18 protein-coding genes and 1 pseudogene are annotated in these 16,872 nt (G+C 69.0%); 6 read left to right on the top strand and 13 right to left on the bottom strand.

The features are described 5' to 3' along the window. Window positions 1–408: 408 nt before the first annotated feature. A complete protein-coding gene (locus ACIBCU_RS22500; protein WP_399233902.1) occupies window positions 409–2,145 on the bottom strand; it encodes an immunity 49 family protein in 1,737 nt (578 codons plus the stop codon). 448 nt (window positions 2,146–2,593) lie between these two features. On the opposite strand from ACIBCU_RS22500, the pseudogene ACIBCU_RS22505 reads away from it, so the two are divergent. Next, window positions 2,594–2,935 (top strand): annotated as a pseudogene (locus tag ACIBCU_RS22505) (HNH endonuclease family protein); the annotation flags it as partial. 308 nt (window positions 2,936–3,243) lie between these two features. Further along, window positions 3,244–4,320 (top strand): PP2C family protein-serine/threonine phosphatase, encoded by a 1,077-nt coding sequence (locus ACIBCU_RS22510; protein ID WP_362930166.1) that lies wholly within the window; start codon window positions 3,244–3,246, stop codon window positions 4,318–4,320. Window positions 4,321–4,389: 69 nt separating this feature from the next. On the opposite strand, the gene ACIBCU_RS22515 is transcribed toward ACIBCU_RS22510, so the two are convergent. From ACIBCU_RS22515 to ACIBCU_RS22535, 5 genes are all read right to left on the bottom strand, one after another. Next, window positions 4,390–4,539 (bottom strand): hypothetical protein, encoded by a 150-nt coding sequence (locus tag ACIBCU_RS22515; protein ID WP_399233391.1) that lies wholly within the window; start codon window positions 4,537–4,539, stop codon window positions 4,390–4,392. Window positions 4,540–4,616: 77 nt separating this feature from the next. Next, on the bottom strand, window positions 4,617–5,156 hold the full coding sequence (locus ACIBCU_RS22520; protein ID WP_399233394.1) for an MFS transporter: 540 nt from the start codon (window positions 5,154–5,156) through the stop codon (window positions 4,617–4,619). Window positions 5,157–5,780: 624 nt separating this feature from the next. Next, window positions 5,781–6,011, bottom strand: coding sequence for a tautomerase family protein (locus tag ACIBCU_RS22525; RefSeq protein ID WP_399233396.1), 231 nt, complete (start codon window positions 6,009–6,011; stop codon window positions 5,781–5,783). A 41-nt stretch (window positions 6,012–6,052) separates the two neighbouring features. After that, window positions 6,053–6,964: an SDR family oxidoreductase gene (locus ACIBCU_RS22530; protein ID WP_399233399.1), complete on the bottom strand. Its 912-nt coding sequence runs from the start codon at window positions 6,962–6,964 to the stop codon at window positions 6,053–6,055. A 41-nt stretch (window positions 6,965–7,005) separates the two neighbouring features. Next, complete coding sequence (locus ACIBCU_RS22535) at window positions 7,006–7,788, bottom strand: SDR family oxidoreductase (RefSeq protein WP_399233401.1); 783 nt, start codon at window positions 7,786–7,788, stop codon at window positions 7,006–7,008. A gap of 158 nt (window positions 7,789–7,946) precedes the next feature. Between ACIBCU_RS22535 and ACIBCU_RS22540 the strand changes: the two genes are divergently transcribed. Further along, window positions 7,947–8,852 carry a helix-turn-helix domain-containing protein gene (locus ACIBCU_RS22540; protein ID WP_399233403.1) on the top strand — a complete coding sequence of 302 codons (906 nt, stop codon included), beginning with the start codon at window positions 7,947–7,949 and terminating at the stop codon, window positions 8,850–8,852. A gap of 450 nt (window positions 8,853–9,302) precedes the next feature. Here ACIBCU_RS22540 and ACIBCU_RS22545 read toward each other — a convergent pair whose 3' ends face one another. After that, window positions 9,303–9,989, bottom strand: a complete 687-nt coding sequence (locus ACIBCU_RS22545; protein WP_399233405.1) for a S1 RNA-binding domain-containing protein — start codon at window positions 9,987–9,989, stop codon at window positions 9,303–9,305. Here ACIBCU_RS22545 and ACIBCU_RS22550 point away from each other — a divergent pair. Beyond that, window positions 9,895–10,113, top strand: a complete 219-nt coding sequence (locus ACIBCU_RS22550) for a hypothetical protein (protein WP_362930152.1) — start codon at window positions 9,895–9,897, stop codon at window positions 10,111–10,113. The two genes, ACIBCU_RS22545 and ACIBCU_RS22550, sit on opposite strands and share 95 nt — an antisense overlap. Window positions 10,114–10,140: 27 nt before the next feature. Next, window positions 10,141–10,833 (top strand): class I SAM-dependent methyltransferase, encoded by a 693-nt coding sequence (locus ACIBCU_RS22555; RefSeq protein ID WP_399233407.1) that lies wholly within the window; start codon window positions 10,141–10,143, stop codon window positions 10,831–10,833. Window positions 10,834–10,942: 109 nt separating this feature from the next. On the opposite strand, the gene ACIBCU_RS22560 is transcribed toward ACIBCU_RS22555, so the two are convergent. The 4 genes from ACIBCU_RS22560 to ACIBCU_RS22575 all read right to left on the bottom strand — a co-directional run bounded on the left by ACIBCU_RS22560 (window position 10,943) and on the right by ACIBCU_RS22575 (window position 13,392). Then, a complete protein-coding gene (locus ACIBCU_RS22560; protein ID WP_399233410.1) occupies window positions 10,943–11,332 on the bottom strand; it encodes a hypothetical protein in 390 nt (129 codons plus the stop codon). A gap of 225 nt (window positions 11,333–11,557) precedes the next feature. Next, a complete protein-coding gene (locus ACIBCU_RS22565; protein WP_399233412.1) occupies window positions 11,558–11,911 on the bottom strand; it encodes a MerR family transcriptional regulator in 354 nt (117 codons plus the stop codon). Between the two features lie 82 nt (window positions 11,912–11,993). Then, complete coding sequence (locus tag ACIBCU_RS22570) at window positions 11,994–12,881, bottom strand: endo alpha-1,4 polygalactosaminidase (protein ID WP_399233414.1); 888 nt, start codon at window positions 12,879–12,881, stop codon at window positions 11,994–11,996. 103 nt (window positions 12,882–12,984) lie between these two features. Continuing rightward, a complete protein-coding gene (locus ACIBCU_RS22575; protein ID WP_362930146.1) occupies window positions 12,985–13,392 on the bottom strand; it encodes a helix-turn-helix domain-containing protein in 408 nt (135 codons plus the stop codon). A 99-nt stretch (window positions 13,393–13,491) separates the two neighbouring features. On the opposite strand from ACIBCU_RS22575, the gene ACIBCU_RS22580 reads away from it, so the two are divergent. Further along, window positions 13,492–14,361: an alpha/beta fold hydrolase gene (locus tag ACIBCU_RS22580; protein ID WP_399233417.1), complete on the top strand. Its 870-nt coding sequence runs from the start codon at window positions 13,492–13,494 to the stop codon at window positions 14,359–14,361. Between the two features lie 542 nt (window positions 14,362–14,903). Here the strand turns inward: ACIBCU_RS22580 and ACIBCU_RS22585 are convergent. Next, window positions 14,904–15,584, bottom strand: coding sequence for a glycoside hydrolase family 11 protein (locus ACIBCU_RS22585; protein WP_399233420.1), 681 nt, complete (start codon window positions 15,582–15,584; stop codon window positions 14,904–14,906). Window positions 15,585–15,885: 301 nt separating this feature from the next. Continuing rightward, a complete protein-coding gene (locus tag ACIBCU_RS22590; protein ID WP_362930358.1) occupies window positions 15,886–16,839 on the bottom strand; it encodes an adenosine kinase in 954 nt (317 codons plus the stop codon). Window positions 16,840–16,872: the final 33 nt, after the last annotated feature.

Consider the following 16,872-nt stretch of genomic DNA (forward strand, 5'->3'; position numbering starts at 1 on the left):
CCCGGTCCTCGATCGGCAGCCAGCTGCGTGAGGCCCCGTCACACTCCCACATGGCCACGGTGAGCAGGGGCGGCATCGCTGCCCCGCACACCCCGCAGTCGACCGGAGCGGGGTCGGTCAGGTGCCATGAAGCAAAGCCGCCGACCTTCCAACCAGGGGCGATCGACAGATCGCTCCTGTAGTTGATCTCCTCAGGCTCCGCAGCCTGGGCTGCGGCCATCGCCGCATACGTCGCGTAGCTCGCTGACGAGGACGGTTCGTCCTCGTCTTTTTCTTCCTAGTCGAGGAGTCCCTCCTCCCACGCGTCGATCTCCTCCGCTCCGACACCGGCTTGCTCACCGAAGCCACCGAGCTCTGGGCTTGCGCGCCCGCCTGCCTCAAGCCGTGACCAGAAGTCCGGACTGAGGACTAGAAGGGTTCAGCGGTTCGCAGGACTTTGCGTTGGAGGTAGGGGGACTCCACGCGGATGGCCCAGCCGCGGCGGCGGGCGTGGCAGGCCAGGGCGAGGACGTCGAGGTTGACGGAAACATCGGGATCGTCGGCGCGGTCGGCGACCTGGCAGTAGGCGCGGTGGGCTTCGAGCGCGTCGGCCAGGGCCAGGTTGAAGCTCTCCTCGTCGCCCTCCACGAGCTGCGACAGCAGCACGGCCGGCGGCATCGCGAAGGGCCAGTCCTTGGCCTTCTCGGCCTCCTGCAGCGCCCGCTGCGCGGCCGCTTCGGGATCAGCGCCCTTCAGGTAGGCGTGGAGGGCTTCGCGGTACGCGGTAAAGGCGGAGCCGTCCGGGCGGGCGAAGGCGGGGCCAGTGAGGACCAGCGGGGCGAGGTCCTCACGTGCACCGGTGATCAGGGCGAAGGCAACGGCCGTGTGCCAGTTGCCGGCATTGGCTTCCTCGCCCCGCTCGGCCGGGTAGCGCAGCGTGCGGCCGTCGAGGGTCACCTCTGCCTCGGTGCCCGGCTCAGCCAGTGCGATGCGGAACAGGGCCGCCCCTATGCGAGATGCCAGCCGTAGGGTTGCGAGCTGGGCGTCCGTGACATCGCCGGGGCTCCCCGCCCGCCACTTGAAGAGACGCTCCTGATCCCCCATGACGCTGGCAAGACGCCAGACGGCAGGGGGCTTTCCGTCGGCGGGCGTGAACGCCTCACGCAGGTGCTCCTCGTACATGGCCTCGATCTGCGGGACCCCATCGCGCTCGCAGGCGGGCCGTTCCACCACGAGCGGGCCCGCGGCGAGCGCGGCGACCGCGTCCGGCCGCCGGTTGCGGCCGAACCCCACGACCCGCGGGCCCCGCGTCTCGAAGCCGGTGATCAGAGCGTGCGGGAGGTAGTCGGTACGAACGGCCGGCGCCCAGCCCAGCATCCGGTAGGCGAGCGCGGCGAGAGCGATGGGGACAAGCGGGAGGAGAGTGCGCGGGGAGGCCGCAGGGCCATGCAGAGTGGCGTGCCCGACCAAGAGGTCAGCGAGAGCGGCGTCGAAGGCCTCCCGGTCCTCGACGACCATGGCGCGCAGAATGTGGAGCGCCGTGCTGTCCGGCCGGTCCAGGAGGGACTCTCCGGTCTCAGCAGCGCGGGTACGGACGCGGTCGAGGGCCGCGTCGATGGCGGCGAGCTTGGCCTGCGCGCTCGGCGGGTACGCCTCGTCGTCGCCGGTGTCGTCCAGGACCACGGCCATCAATCCGGTGGCGAGCTCGCTGGCGGGCGTTCCCTTCGCCTGCGCGGCGAACTTGTCGCGGGCGAAGTGGAAGGCCTCGCCGTGCCATTTCGCTTTGTCCCTGAGGATCGTCAGGCAGAGGGCGTCGATCCACTCCCCGGCCGTGATGCTCTCCTCGGGGGCCTCCTCGCCCGGGGCGTAGCTCATGCCGAAGTTCACGTACTCCAGGAAGACCTGGAAGCTGCCGTGCGGGTGGTACGCGGCGTAGGCGACGGCGCCGGCTGCTGCTTCGGAGGCGTCCTTGAGGGCTGCCTTGGCCTCCGCCGTATCGAGGTCGGGTGTCTCGACGGAGAGGGCGCCCAGGTAGTCGAGGAATTGGTCGGCGATGGACTGCCATTCGTAGGTGGCCATCCGGCCGGCCCTCGACATGGACCGAACCTCGCCCCCGATGCGGTTCGTGAAGTCCTCGCGCGCTGCCGACACGACGGCCTCGCCCACCTGATGACGCTCTATTCGCACTACTCTGCTCCTCAATCGAAACTCTGCGACAGCCTAGGCGTGCGATCTGACATGCCTTGCTGCGCTCCCGTATGGATTTCCTGCTACTGCTGCCTCATGGAGAGCGGGTCAATACCACCGGCCACCGAACTCTGGCCCGTACCCCCGGCCGCGCTGACGGCATCCTCGCGGGACATGGGGGTGCTTCCCGATGTGGCTACGACCAGCACACATGACCGTCCGTCAGTAGCGAGCCGACGCTGCCAACATGAGCGCGTATCCCCGCACCCACCAGGGAGTCCGCTCGTGAACCCTCGCCGCATCCTGCCCGCCGCCCATACTGCTCGCTGTGTCGTTGGCCGGATGCAGCCCCCGGGCCGCGGACGACGCCGACTCGAAACCGTCCGGGGCCAAGGGTCCGTCCGGCGCGGCCCGGGGGGCCTGCCACGAGGCGAGGAAACTGGACATCGACCACATGGTCCCGCTCGCCGAAGCCTGGGACAGCGGGGCGTTCGGCTGGACCCTTGAACGCCGAGAGGCCTACGCAAACGACCTCGGCGCCGAGCGTTCGCTGGTCGCGGTGACCGCGAAGTCGAACCGGTCCAAATCCGACCGGGACCCGGCCAGCTGGCTGCCGCTCGCCGAGGACGCCCACTGCCTGTACGCCGCGGACTGGACCGGAACCAAGCTGCGGTGGCAGCTGAACGCCGACGACAAGGAGCCGGCCGCACTGGTGAAGCTCGCCGAAGCCTGCCCGGACACGACCGTGCAGTACGAAGCCGCTCAGTAGGACATCAGCCGGCCCGGACCTCCCCAGGTCCTGCGTGCGGCAGGCGGCGACCGGGTCGGCTGCGTTGTCAGACCCTGCTCGTACCTCTCGTCCAGGCAGGTGCAAGCGGCATTTTGATCGCTGCGTAGGCCGGACGGCTGGTGGAAAAGCGTGGGGTGCCCTTTGTTGTGGGACCGGGCTTGCATGATGTGCCGGGAGGGGTGAGGAGGAGGGCACGCGGCGGGCCTCTCCTTGCCTGCTGGAGGCCTCGCGCGGTAGTTGATTGCTCCTCTTAGAGCTCGCAGTACTATCACATAGGGACATATGGGATGCGCAACAGCCGCAAGGACTCGACAGAGCGGAAGTGGCTCCGTTGGCTGCCTGCTGCAGTGATCGCGGGCGGGTTCGTTCTCGGCATCGCCACCCGGGGCGGCGTCAACACGTTCCCTGCGCTCGCGGCCGCCCCCGGAGTGGCCGCGCCAGTCCTTTCCCTGCGCGGGACGATCGCCACTGGAGTTGCGGCGATTCTCACGGGGCTTGCGCTGGTGTACTTCAAAGGGGAGCCGACCCGTGATGACCTCGTCCCGTTCAACACTCTGATCATTCTCACCGTCATCGCAGCAGTCCTCAATGTGCTGCTGGCACGCGACCGGCGGCAGTTGAAGACGAGCCGCGAAGTCGCCGCGGCGGTTCAGCGCGCAGTACTCACGGATCCGCCCCATCGTGTCGGACCGCTGGCCGTGGCCTCCCGGTACGAGGTAGCCCACGAGGAGGCTGCCATCGGAGGGGACCTCTTCGCAGTCCACGACACTCCTCACGGCACCCGGATCCTCCTCGCCGACGTGCGCGGCAAAGGGCTTGAAGCGGTCCGTACGGTCAACATGCTGCTCGGCTCCTTCCGCGAAGCCTGCGATCACCAACCAGACCTTCCGGGCATCGTGAAGCAGATAGAGGACCGGATGCAAGCAGGCGTCGCGCAGGCGACCGGAGCGGAGGCAGAGTCGTTCGCCACTGCCGTCATTGCGGAGACGTCCCCCGATCACTCAGTACTGCGCCTCGCCAACCGGGGCCATGCGGCACCGCTCCTGGTCCACAACGGCAAGGTAAGTCCTTTGGAACCGGCCACGCCGTCGTTGCCGCTGGGCCTGAACATCCTCGGCGACGACAACATTCCAGTCGACCGGTTCGACCTGCCCAGCGGTTCCACCCTGGTGCTGTTCACCGACGGCATCGACGAAGCCCGCAACACAGACGGTGTCTTCTTCGACCCCATTCCGGTGCTCTCCCAACCCTTCCCTCCCGATCCGGACACCGTCCTCGACGCCCTCCTCAGCGCGGTCTACCTGCACACCGGTGGAACACTGCAGGACGACGCCGCGCTGCTCGCCGTCACCCGGCGCGAGTAGCTCCACCCCGGGCGAGTGCTCGCACACCCCCCGGTACTTGGCCTCGGCGGACGAGGTTCGCCGGGTCGTTCAGGCTGCGCCGGTCAGTCCCGGCGCATGGCTGTGTCGCCGGACGCGGACGCGTTCCTTGCGGTCGGTGACCAGGACGTCGCGGTGACGGGCGTTCGCGTTGCGCCAGCGCAGGTGGGCGTACGGGACCGGATGCGCAGGGAGTGGCAAGCGATGATGCGAGTTCAAGGAGTCAGGGGGCCATGCATCCGGGCGCGAGGTGTCGGGGAGGCGCTCCTGCAGCGGCTTCAGCGCTGTGGGCGGCCAGGCAGTCGGCTCAGGAACGCGACAGCACACGGCACAGGGATCAGCGCGGCCAGCGTCCAGGTCAGGCCGACGAACTCGGCGGCCCAGCCGATCGCAGCGGGGCCGCACAGTGTCCCCGCGTAGGTGAAGGTGGTGAATCGGGAGATCAGCGTCGCGGCTTCCGGGCTGTCCTCCTTCGCCTGCCCGACCGCGCTGTAGGCCAGCGGGATCAGGACCGAGGCACCCGCGCCCGCGACGGCGAACCCGCCGATGGCCGTGACCGGGTTCGGCGAAAGCACTGCCATCGCCAGCCCGCAGGCCGCGACGACGCCGCCGGTGCGAAAAAGGGCCGGGGCGCCGTAGCGGAGGGCCAGGCGGTCGCCGATCACCCGGCCGAGGGCCTGAGCACCGGTGTAAGCGGTCACCGCCGTCGCCGCTAGACCGAGCGACGCGCCCCGAGAGTCGTGCAGGAAGATCGCGCTCCAACCGAGGGCGGCACCTTCACAGACCATCAGGGCCGTGCCAGTCAGGCCGAGTGCCACGAGCTCGCGCCATCAGAGGGCCCACCCCCTGCATGCAGGTGAGGGCCGCCACGGCAAAAACCAAGCCGATGAGCCCGAGTTGCCCGTCATGCAGATGGTGTTTGACCTTCAGCGACCCCAGCCGGACGACATACGTCGACAGCATGAGCCCGTTGAAAAAGAAGACGGCTGTGGCTGGCCACCGTCCTGCGTTCCCCGGTCTGCCTGGAAGTTCTGATGTGGTCGAACCTGCCCCGACCGGGCGGCCAGCCGGTGTTGTCGCATGCGCCGCGGTCTGTTCCTCGGCAGTCATCGTGCGCGCTCCGTCACGTTCCCCCCGTGATCCGAGGATGCCCGGACGGCGGGTGAGAATCAGAGCGACGGTAGCACCGCCGTACACCCGGGGTTGGCTTCCGGTCCCCGTGTCCGGACCCCGCGGAGCCGTCGACGACGTCGAGCGCCTCGTGACCGAAAGGCTGTAGCGGCTCCGGATCGTGATGGCTCGGAACGAGCGCTGGTTGCCTACGCGGCGTATGGCGGATGTCAGTGAGCGTCTTCCACGCCCCCGGGGGCCGAGGGTCGCCGGGCACGATCGGCGCCCCTCGGCTTCAAGGTGCTGTCTTGGCCGAATGACGGCCGGTGCGGTCAGGCGTCGCTGGTGTCGCTCGGTGTCGCCTCACCGAGCACGGCGAGGGTCAGCACGTTGCCGGCGATGCCCCAGCCGCCGTCGGCGACCTCTTCGACCAGAACCATGGTGTTGTTGCGGGCGCGCTCGCCGTAGATCTCGACGTACAGCTCGGTGGTGCGGGTGACGATCTCCTCCTTCTGCTTCGGGGTGAGGGTCTTCTCGGGGACCTTGAAGTTCGCGAAAGGCATGGCTGGTCGTTCCTTCTCTCAGTGGGGCGTTACGAGGGGTGTCACAGGGAGCTGCCTGCGGTGAGCAGGCTGTCCAGTCCGATGCGGCGGAAGAAGTCGGCGCGAACGCGGTCGGCGACCGCGGAGACGACTTCGCTGCCGTCTCGGCTGGGGTCTATGTGGGTGCGTAGAGGCCGAGTGCCGGGCGGCATCGCGACCAGGCGCGCGACGGCTTCAGCGACCTCGGTCACATCGGCGTCTGGAGGGATGAGCGCGGCCAGGCGCTTGCCCAGATCGTCCGTCAGGGGTCGGTGACGCTGGTCGTAGGCTTCCGCACAGTCGACGTCGGCGGGGGCGCCGGCGTTGGCGAAGTGGTTGGTGCCGGCGGTGAACGCGCCGGGTACCACGATCGCGGTGTCGATGCCGAACGGGAGCACCTCGGCGGCGTAGCTGACGGCCAGGGCGTCCATCGCGGCCTTGGCGGCGAAGTACGGGGCCAGGAACGGCGGGCAGCCGCCGCGGGTGCTGGAGCTGCCGATCCATACCAGCAGCCCCGAGCCCTGCTCACGCAACTTCGGCAGGGCGGCGCGGTTGACGCGCTGGGTGCCCAGGACGTTCACGTCGTACAGGTCCGCGAGTTGATCGGCGGTGAACGCCTCGGCGGCGCCCAGGACCATGTGTCCGGCGTTGTGCACGACGGCGTCCAGCCGGCCGTGCTCGGCGAGGATCCGGTCGACTGCGGCGTCGGCGGAGTCCTGGGAGGTGACGTCCAGCTCGACGGCGTGGACGGCGACCTGGTGGTGGGTGCCGTAGCGCGCCAGGTCGGCCACCGCGGTCGCGTTACGGGTCGCGGTCTGGCGGATGCCCGCGTACACGGTGTGACCGGCGCGGGCCAGAGCGCGCACGGACAGTGCGCCGATACCGCTGGAGGCTCCGGTGACCAGGATGATCTTCCCGGTGTCGTCGTTCCTCATGACAGGGTCCTCCGTTGATCGATGGGGTGGCTGCGGGCGGTTCAGATGATTCCGCCGTTGGCTCGGACGACCTGTCCGTTGATCCAGTGGCCGGCCGGGGAGGCCAGGAACGCGACGACCTCGGCGATGTCGGCCGGGGTACCGAGTCGCTCCAGCGGGGGCTGGGCGGCCAGGCGGGCGATGGTCTCCTCGTCCTTGCCGTCCAGGAACAGGTCGGTGGCCGTGGGGCCGGGCGCGACGGCGTTGGCGGTGACGTCCCGGCCCCGCAGCTCCCGGGCCAGGATCAGCGTCAGCGCCTCGACCGCGCCCTTGCTGGCGGAGTACGCGCCGTAGTTCGGGAAGGCCAGCCCCACCACGGACGTGGAGAACGTCACGATCGCACCGCCGGGGCGCACCCGACGCGCGGCCTGCTGGACGACGACGAATGTGCCGCGAATGTTGGTGCGGTGCAGGTCGTCCAGGACGGCCAGGTCCAGCTCGGCGATCGGCGCCATGTGCATCCGCCCGGCCGCGTGCACGACGACGTCGACACCGCCGAACTCTGCTTCGGCCGCGCCGAACAGGGCTGCGACTGCGTGTTCGTCGGCGACGTCGGCACGCACTGCGATCGCCCGGACACCTCTGGTGACGGCCTCCTTCACGGCAGATTCGGCCTCGTCCTGGTTGCAGGCGTAGCCGACCACGAGGGCGTACCCGTCGGCGGCCAGTCGACCGACGGTCCGGCGGCCGATGCCGCGCGAGCCGCCGGTGACGATCGCGACACGAGGTGAGGCGGAGGGCTGGGCCGGGGCAGCGGCACCGTCGAGGGAAGTGGGGATAGGCATTGCTGACTCCTGCGGTGGATGCGGATCAGGCCGCGGTCTCGCCGTCGCCCTGCTGCCTCCTCCACGATCGGCCGGTCCCCCGCCCCTAGCCAGGGCTGCGTCTACCCAGGGGATGCCGCCCCCTGGCTACGGCTTGGCGCGCGAGCGACTATGGAGGGGTGAACCTTCCAGAACTCGGCGCCTTCCTCAGGACACGCCGCGACCGCATCCGCCCCGCCGAGGTCGGTCTCCCCCAAGGCCCGCGCCGGCGCGTCCCCGGGCTACGCCGCGAGGAAGTCGCCCAGCTGGCCGGGCTGTCGGCCGACTACTACACCGAGTTGGAACGCGGCAGTGGAAAACACGGCGTGCAGCCCTCGGTCCAGACCCTGGCCGCCCTCGCCCGAGCCCTGCGCCTGAACGGCGACGAGCGCGACCACCTGTTCCACCTGGCCGAACGGCCGATCCCCCCGTCAGCACACGGACCGTCGGCACACGTGCAGCCCGCGCTTCTCGGACTGTTGGACCGGCTGTCCAACACCCCCGCGCGTGTCATCACCGACCTGCACGAAACCCTGGTGGAGAACGACCTGGCCCTGGCCCTGCTCGGCAAGTCCCCGGCACACCGCGGCCCGGCGGCGAGCTTCGTGTACCGCTGGTTCACCGACCCGCGGGCGCGCGAGATCTTCCCGCCCGAGGATTACCCGCACCACTCCCGGGTGTTCGTGGCCGACCTCCAGGCAGCGGCTGCCCGGCGCGGCCGGGACACGGAGGCCACGAAGATGGTCGCCGTGCTACGCCGCCGTAGCCAGGAGTTCGCAGCTCTCTGGGACACCCACGACGTCGCGGTGCGCCGCATGGACCACAAGAAGATCGTCCACCCCACGCTCGGCGTCATCGAACTCGACTGTTACAACCTGCTCAGCGAGGACGGACGCCAACGCCTGCTGTGGTTCACCGCGCCGCCCGGAAGCCGGGGAGCCGAGCAGCTGGAACTGCTGTCTGTGATAGGCACCCAGGACCTGAGCGTCACCGGGGGTACGGCACCGGAGAGGTTGTCCGCGGCGGAATCCCGATCGCAGCGCTGACCCGCGCCGCCAAGGACGCCGAGGGGCCGCCCGATCAAGGCGTGGCGGCCCCCCAGAGGTAGTGTCCGGCCCGGGACTCACGATGACACCGTTGATTCCCGTTGTCCCCGCACTCGCGGAGGTACTCCACGGTTCGCAGCCCGCCGAAAAACTGGCGCGCCATGTGGTCGCCGAGCTCGCGGGGTGGTCTCCGCAGCGGCAAGTTAACCGGGCGCGGCGGCGCGGGCGTTTCATAGGTGGTCGTTTGTGAAACGCGTGATCGTCCGGCAGTCCACCTGCGGTGATCATGTTTCATGAGTCGTTGCAAACGACTGGACGCCTGAAACACCCTCATGAAACAGTCAGGGCTCGTGAGCGACGACTTCAAGTGTCGGATTCCGTAGTTGTCTGCGCTGATGTCTGCAGTCTTCTGCACGCCCGCTTTGGGGGTGCATCGAGTCGACTCCCTCATCACGTGTGACGGTGGCCCTTTGGGGCGCCGTCGAGTGCCTGCTTGTGTGACAGCGCGATACGGCGCCGGGTGGGGTCGACTTCGAGGATCTTGACGGTGAGTGCTTCGCCGAGCCGGACGACGTCTTCGGGTCTTTCCACGTGCCCGTCGGCCAGCTCGATGTTGTGGACCGGTCCCTCTAAGCCGTTTTCGGATTCCTCGATGCGGACGAAGGCGCCGAACGGTACGAGTTTCGTGACAGGACCGGTGACGATCTGACCGACCTGCCGCGCGAGATCCTGCATCGGATCCGCCTGCAGTGCCTTCAGCGACAGCGGCACACGCTCCGACGCCATGTCGACGTCGAGAATCTCGGCGGTGATCTCCTGGCCGACAGTGACAATGTCAGAAGGGGAGTTGATGTGCCGCCAGGACAATTCGGGAATGTTGATCACCGCGGTGAAGCCGCCGATGTCCACGAATGTGACACCGAAGCTGGCGATCTCGGTCACCGTCCCGGTGATGACCTGGCCTCGGCGCAGACCCCGGCCTCGAGCTCGGCCTGGAGGCGCCGAGACTACTCCTGAGCACTTCCTGCCGGCCGGACCCCGCATGCCGTTGAACAAGGTGGGTCTCATTTTCGACGGAGGCCGGCTGACCGCAGACCAGCTTCGTCGAATCCGCCTCGACCCAGCCGAGCACGACATGTGGGCCGTCCACGACCTCGCTCGTTGGCAGGAGTTGATGGCGCCCCGCGGCTTCACCCGTCTCGAGGCGGTCGAACGAGCAAGGTACGGCGAGGGACCCGCCTATCTCACTACGCACACCTGATCCCCATCGAGCCACCGAGGAGGCATCGTGCCCGTCGAGGACACCAACGCCCAAGCCTGGAAGGTCTACGGCCAGCGCCAACTGGCCCGCGCCTACACCCCGCCCATCCCCGACCAGATGCCCTGGGTGCCCTGGAAGGGGGTCGGACCGGGAGCTGAAGTCCTTGGCGACATCACCGGCCGCCGCGTCCTGGACATCGGTTCCGGCGCCGGCCACCACGCCGTCCATCTCGCCCAGACTCACGGCGCTCACGTCACCGGCATCGAGCTGTCTCCCACCCAGCACGAACGCGCCGCATCCACCCACGCGGACGTCCAGGGTGTCCAGTTCGCCCAAGGAGACGTGACCGAGTACCTGACCGGGGTCGAGCCGTTCGACGCCGCATACGCCATCGGCACGCTGGCCTTCATCGACCCGCACCGAGCGCTGCCGGCACTGCGCGACGGATTGCGCCCCAGTGCTCCCCTGATCCTCTCGCTCCTGCACACCGACCTCCACGGCCGCGCCCCTTCCACGGAAGTAGCACCACGAGAGCAGATGATCCTGCTGCGCGACGACCCGCCGCTACCGACCCAGATGTGGATCTTGGCACCGCATCTGTGGGAAAACCTGCTGACCGAGTACGGCTTCCGCGTCGAGGCCATCGACCTGCTGCACCACCCGGACGAAAGCGCAACGGTCATCCAGCAGCTCATTTGCGCACGCCGCCGGCCTAGATGATCAATTCCAAGGGATGCCTGCGGAGGGTGTGGGGTGGGCGGCCGAAGCCACCGCGAGACGGTCAGGCGGCGGGCTGGCCGGCCCTGGTTGTCGAGGTGGCAGCGGGCTGTCAGGCGTCAGGGCCGACTTCGGGGTGCGTGAACCGCACGGGCTTGCCCAACGACCGGGCGTAGGCGATTTCGGCTCGGGTGCTGTCTCCGATGTAGTCGCCGACTACGAGCACCTCATCAGCGAGCCGGATCTTCGCCCGGTGCAGATCGTCGAGTCGAACCTTCAGCGCCGCGGCCTCGACAGGATCGGACCAAGGTTCGTGCGGCGACTTCATGTCACAGCCCGGTTTGACGACAATCTTTCCGGCTTTGGTCTCCCGCAGATCGGCCTCGTTCATCTCGGTCATGAAGCGGGTGGAGCCGCAGATCACGACGATACGCGGGAGGCTCAACAGCTTCTTCGCGTCGGCGAGCTTCTCCTCGGGGGTGAGCAGTTGCGGGTATGACACTGGTTCCTCCTGGTGGCGTGGTCCAAGGGGTGCCTGCGGAGACGGCCGTGGTGTGACGTTGCGAAGACCGTTCGTTGGGTTTTATCGCAACGGGTCTCAGGGGGTGTGGCTCTGCGGCAGATGATGCATCGATCCGTGGAGGCAGAGCGAAAGTGAGGGCTTTTCGTGTGGTGCTGCCGTCTGGCACCCGGTACTGGACCGTGGTCGACGAGAACTTCGAGGTGGTCAAGGAAGTCGATCGGTTCCTGCGGGGAATCCGGCTGACACGAGGGCGAGCGAAAACGACAACTTAGCCCCCCGCACCCCTTCGGCCCCTGCTGCTCGCGGCCTCCTGGCCGCGGCGGGGTCGCGCACCTGGACCCGGGCCTCCTCCACCGGGATTCCGGTGCGTCGGAGCACTTGGACGAGGCGCACGAACCGGATCGCGGCCGGTGAGTAGCGGCGGCGCCCGCCGGGGCCGCGCTCCACCAGCGGCAGCAGCCCTTCGCGCTCGTACCAGCGCAGTGTGTCGAGGCTCAGGCCGGTCAGCTCGGACACGGTCCGGATGCCGGCGGGGCCCGTTCCGCGGGGTTCGGTCATGTCCCGACCCTACGGACTGGAGTCCACTCCAGCGCAAGTCACCGGCCGACCCGGCCCAGCGGTTCCGGCGCACGCCCGGAGCTCAGCAGGTCCGGTACACGTGCCCCTTCTGGCCCGCGGGGAGCACATCGAGGTCCCGCAGGACGAGGGAGACCCTGCCGTCCCACGCCGAGCAGCTCTCGTCGAAGCTCACGGCGCCCTCGCCCTCGTACTCGATCGCGAAGACACGGTCGTCGTACGCGTCGGCGTACGCACCGCATTCGTCGAACTGGGCGCATTCCTCCGTCACCGCGAAGTCGAAGCCGATCGTGGTGTGCCGGTCGAGCAGGTCGGTGGTGTTCTTCTGCCCGATCGCGAGGCCGTCGCTGTGCGCCCGCTCCGCCAGCGATTCGGCGAAGGCGGCGTTGTGATCCGCCGTCAGCTTCCCCTTCGAGCGTTCGAAGGAGTCGAGGTTGTCCGGCTCCACCGCCTGGAAGCCGCTGTCCGCGCAGCCGTCGATCCATACACCGACGATCTCCGCGAGCTCGGCCCGCCCGGCCGGCGTCGAGGTGTCCAGAAGCACTTCGTCCCAGCCCTCGTCGATGATCGGCTCTCCGTCGTCGTCACGCAGCAGCAGGTCGGGGTGGGTGTCCTGCCACCACTCCAGCGCGCCGGGCTGCGTCTGGAAGGCGTTGACGTAGCAGACGTTGTACAGGCCGGGGGCCGGCTCGTCCTCACGGTCGCGCGATACAGCCCGCACCCCGTCGGGCGGCGTGTAGCCCCCGCCGATCTGGTAGTCGAACTCCATGCCGGCGGTCGGTCGGGCCACGTCGGCAGCCTTCGTCGGCTGCTCGGATCCGTCACCGGCGGGTGAGCCGCTCGCGACGGAGCACCCCATCAGCACACATGCTCCGAGTGCGGAGGCAAGACCCGCTGCCACACCGGAGGCGCGCATGCGACGGAAGAGCGGGGAGAGGGTACGACCGGCCACACGTGTCTCCAGGTGTCGGGGATCCGGAGGAGGATCCGACCATCCTCTGTCACCGCTCCTTCCGGCCGCGTACCGGGTAGCGATGACCGTGGCCGGCCGTTCCTCAGGAATCGGCGGCACGCTCGTCCGCCAGCTGCTGGGCCAGGTCGATCTCGACCATGTGTTCCTCGGCCCACTGACGGACAGCGGCCAGCGGGACCTCCAGTGACAGTCCGAGATCGGTGAGGCCGTAGTACACGCGCGGCGGCACGCTGGACTCCACCCGCCGGCTGACGAGGCCGTCACGGCACAGGGCCTGCAGCGTGACGGACAGCATCTTCTGCGAGACGCCGGCCATGCGCCGTTGCAGCTCGGCGAAGCGCACCTCGTCAGGGGAGGCTTCCGCCAGCACCTTGACGGCCATCGAGGTCCACTTGCCGCCGATCCGGTCGAGGAGCCGGCGGGTCGGACACAGCGGGTCGAACAGATCGCCGCGGGCACCTACGGCCGGACGCGTGGTCCGAGGGGTCACCTGGAGCTCACCACCTGGGATGAAAGTGCGGTCTTGGCGGCTCCAGCGTAGTTACCTATCGTTCTGTTGTCACCACTGGTAACCGAAGGAAGCGTCATCATGCCCATCGCTCCGAACCCCGCCCCGCCCGGCCCGGTGCCGGGAACCGAACTCCGCCGCGTCTCCGTCAACGGCGTGGAACTCAATGTGGCGACCGCCGGCACGGGGCCCGCCGTTCTGCTGCTCCACGGGTTCCCCCATACGTGGCGGCTGTGGACCGACGTGATGGGCGGCCTGGCCGGACAGCACCGGGTGATCGCCCCCGACCTCCGGGGCCTCGGCGCGAGCACGCGCGCTGCGGACGGTTACGACGCCGAGACGCTCGCCGGGGACTTCCTGGCGCTCCTGGACGCGTGCGGCGAGCGGTCTGCGGCCGTGATCGGTATCGACGCCGGCACCCCGCCCGCCTTTCTGATGGCCATGCGCAGCCCCGAGCGCGTCAGGCGGCTGGTTCTCATGGAGTCACTGCTGGGACCGCTCCCCGGCGCGGAAGGGTTCCTGGCGGGAGGTGCGCCGTGGTGGTTCGGCTTCCACTCGGTCCCGGGCCTCGCGGAGACCGTACTGCCGGGCAACGAGGCGGCGTACATCGACTGGTTCCTCGACCAGGGCACCCTGGGGGAAGGGATCGCGCCGGAGATCCGGGACGCCTTCGTCAGCGCGTACACCGGCCCCGAGGCCCTGCGGTGCGCGTTCGCCTACTACCGTGCCATGCCCACGAGCGGCGGGCAGATCCGGAAAGCCGTGGAGGCCGGCCGGCTGTCGGTGCCCACGATGGCCGTCGGCGCCCGGCCGGTGGGGCGTTCGCTGGAACAGCAGTTGCGCCCGGTCGCCGACGATCTCACCGGTCACGTCGTCGAGGACTGCGGTCACATGATTCCGCTGCACCGCCCGGAGGCACTCCTTGATCTGGTGCGCCCGTTCCTCGCCTGAGACCGCCGGGGACGGCGTCGCTCACACCTGGAGCCGCAGGGGGGGCTTCCCCGCCGGGAAGCTCCGTCGGGGACGGGGCGGACGGGGCGACCAGGAGGTCGCCGCCCCGCGTCCGCGGCGCGGGAGAGCAGGACGCCAGGGATGTTGTCCTGGGTCGCCACCAGGACCGCGGCGGAGATGACCCGGGCGAGTGCCACCGCGTCCGGGGCGTTGAGGGGGGTGGTCAGACCGGCCGCGTCAAGCGGGAGCAGCGAGTCGACCGTGTGCCAGATGCCCGCGTCGGTCTCGCCGAGCAGGACCGCCCGCGGCACGGACCTGAAGTCGGTCGGCACGTAGCGGCCCGCACCTTCGGGGAACTCGGCATGGGTGAGACGCTGGTGGTCGAACAGGAGCCTGGAGGAGATCGAGAGGGAGCTCTACGGGAACCGCCGCCCGGCGGACACCGACCGTACGGTGGCGCCCGTCCGACGGCGTCCGAAGGGCACCCGGCCGGGCACGGTGACCGAGAGGCGCCGTGCCCGGCCGGGGTGGCTCACGGGGGGTCAGCGCACCGAGATGCTGGAGCTCCCGCTGCTCTGATAGCCCTCCGTCGCCATGATCATGTAGTAGTTGAAGCTGCCCAGAGGCATCCCGTAGCGGGCCCAGGCGTCGAAGTGGTTGCCGGCGGTGATGCTCCCGCCCGTCCTCTTCGACTGGCGGACGCTCCAGTACTGGTTGAAGGTCTTCGTGCCTTCGACGGAGGGGGCGTTGACGCGGGTCGTCTGGTAGACGTCGTACGTGCCGCCGTCACTGGTGACCGTGCCCTTGTACGTGCCCGTCGGGCGGTAGGTGCCCCAGTTGTCGACGATGTAGTACTCCACGAGGGGATTCGCCGTCCACCCGTAGAGAGTCAGGTAGGCGTTGCCGGACGGATTGAAGCTGCCGGAGTAGTTCACGGTCCGGCGTGCACCGTTGGCCCAGCCCTTGCCGGCGACGAAGTTGCCGCAGTTGGTCCACGAGGTGCCGTAGCTGCCGCCGGACGCCAGGTTCATGGAGACGGAACCGCCGCCGTCGGTCCAGAACGAGTAGTAGTAGCCGTTGTTGGTGCCCGTCTGGTTCGTGGTGATGACCGTGTCGGCGCGAGCGGTGCCAGGCAGCATCAGTCCGGACGTTGCCAGCGCCAGGGCGCCGGCCCGGCCGATGAAGCCTCTGCGGCTCACCGGCCGGGTGTTGTCCATGTTCATGCTTCCTCCTTGTGACGGCTTGCTGGGAGCCAGGTGGCGCGTTGGGGCCCGACGGCCCTGCGGGACGGCCCAGGAGACCGGGTCGTGCGCACGGCCCGGGACCGCCGGGGCTTGTGGCCTGGCGATTCCGACAGTGTTGAGCGGTACCCGTCAAGAGTCAACAGTTTCCGCACGAACCACGAAACTCTCGATCGGCCCAGCATTCCATCTATGCAGATAACAGCAGTTCAAGCCTCTAGTCGATGACACCGGCCCGGGGAAATCCTCCGGGAGCCTTGATTCCTGGAGCAGAACCGCAGTGTTATTTTTCGAAAGTTTCGAAACGCTTTCGATTGTCAGCCGCGCTGTCCTTCTCCCCCTCGGCGACCCGGGCGAGAAGCTCCCCCAGACCGATGGCATCGGTGCGCGTCGAGGGCACGGTGCAGGCGTAGGCGCCGGCCACGGTCCCGTACAGGGCGCAGCGCCGGGGGTGTTCACCGTTCAGCAGGCCGAGGAGGAACCCGGAGACGAAGGCGTCACCGGCACCGTTGGAATCCACCACCGGAGCGGGCGGAGTGACGGCGGGTGTGTGCGTCAGCTCCCCCTCGTACAGCAGGTACGACCCGTCGGCGCCCGCGGTCGCAACCACGGTCCGGGCCCTCCCCCGGTCGGCGATGTCACGCATGGTGCGCTCAGGGTCGGTCAGAGCGGTGGTGGACAGGAACACGTGGTCCGCCTGGAGGGCGAACGGCTCGTGGTAGGTGTCGACGCCGTCCCAGTTGTGCAGATCGGTGGAGACGGTCACGCCGGCCTCACGGAGCACCGGCAGCGTGAAGGCGCACGGATGCGTGATGACGACGTGGGCGTGACGGGCCGCGGCGACGAGTTCGCGGACCGTCGCTTCCTCGAACCGGTCCGATTCCTGCGAGCGGGCGGCGTCGTACAGGGAGAGCCGCCGCCCGTCAGGGCCGACGAGGTTGACGGCGCGTTTGGTACCGCCCGGCAGGGGTGCCTCGGTCAGCGGGATGCCCCGGTCGCGGTGGAGGGCGCGGACCAGGTCTCCCTCGTGGTCGTCGCCGACCACGTCGAGGTGGTGGGTACGCAGGCCGAGAGCGTGCAGCCCGAGGGCGACGAAGTCCCCGCTCTGTCCCGCGCGGGTCTCGATGCCCGGCCGGATCATGTAACTGTCCGCGAAGGGGAGCGGGAGTTCGGGGACATGGACGATGGTGTCCACGCCCGCGCCGCCCAGGACGAGGACGTCGGTCTGCTTGTGCATGAAGGTGGTCGTGCCTCTCGCTTCAGGGGGATC

It is taken from the genome of Streptomyces sp. NPDC051064 (genome assembly GCF_044455985.1).
Lineage (GTDB): Bacteria > Actinomycetota > Actinomycetes > Streptomycetales > Streptomycetaceae > Streptomyces.

Bases quoted from the DNA above. Each gene is read 5' to 3' on its own strand.
- ACIBCU_RS22510 (WP_362930166.1), top strand. From the start codon at position 3,244: ATGCGCAACAGCCGCAAGGACTCGACAGAGCGGAAGTGGCTCCGTTGG.
- ACIBCU_RS22525 (WP_399233396.1), bottom strand. From the start codon at position 6,011: ATGCCTTTCGCGAACTTCAAGGTCCCCGAGAAGACCCTCACCCCGAAG.
- ACIBCU_RS22530 (WP_399233399.1), bottom strand. From the start codon at position 6,964: ATGAGGAACGACGACACCGGGAAGATCATCCTGGTCACCGGAGCCTCC.
- ACIBCU_RS22535 (WP_399233401.1), bottom strand. From the start codon at position 7,788: ATGCCTATCCCCACTTCCCTCGACGGTGCCGCTGCCCCGGCCCAGCCC.
- ACIBCU_RS22550 (WP_362930152.1), top strand. From the start codon at position 9,895: ATGCCGTTGAACAAGGTGGGTCTCATTTTCGACGGAGGCCGGCTGACC.
- ACIBCU_RS22545 (WP_399233405.1), bottom strand. From the start codon at position 9,989: ATGTCGTGCTCGGCTGGGTCGAGGCGGATTCGACGAAGCTGGTCTGCG.
- ACIBCU_RS22565 (WP_399233412.1), bottom strand. From the start codon at position 11,911: ATGACCGAACCCCGCGGAACGGGCCCCGCCGGCATCCGGACCGTGTCC.
- ACIBCU_RS22580 (WP_399233417.1), top strand. From the start codon at position 13,492: ATGCCCATCGCTCCGAACCCCGCCCCGCCCGGCCCGGTGCCGGGAACC.
- ACIBCU_RS22585 (WP_399233420.1), bottom strand. From the start codon at position 15,584: ATGAACATGGACAACACCCGGCCGGTGAGCCGCAGAGGCTTCATCGGC.
- ACIBCU_RS22590 (WP_362930358.1), bottom strand. From the start codon at position 16,839: ATGCACAAGCAGACCGACGTCCTCGTCCTGGGCGGCGCGGGCGTGGAC.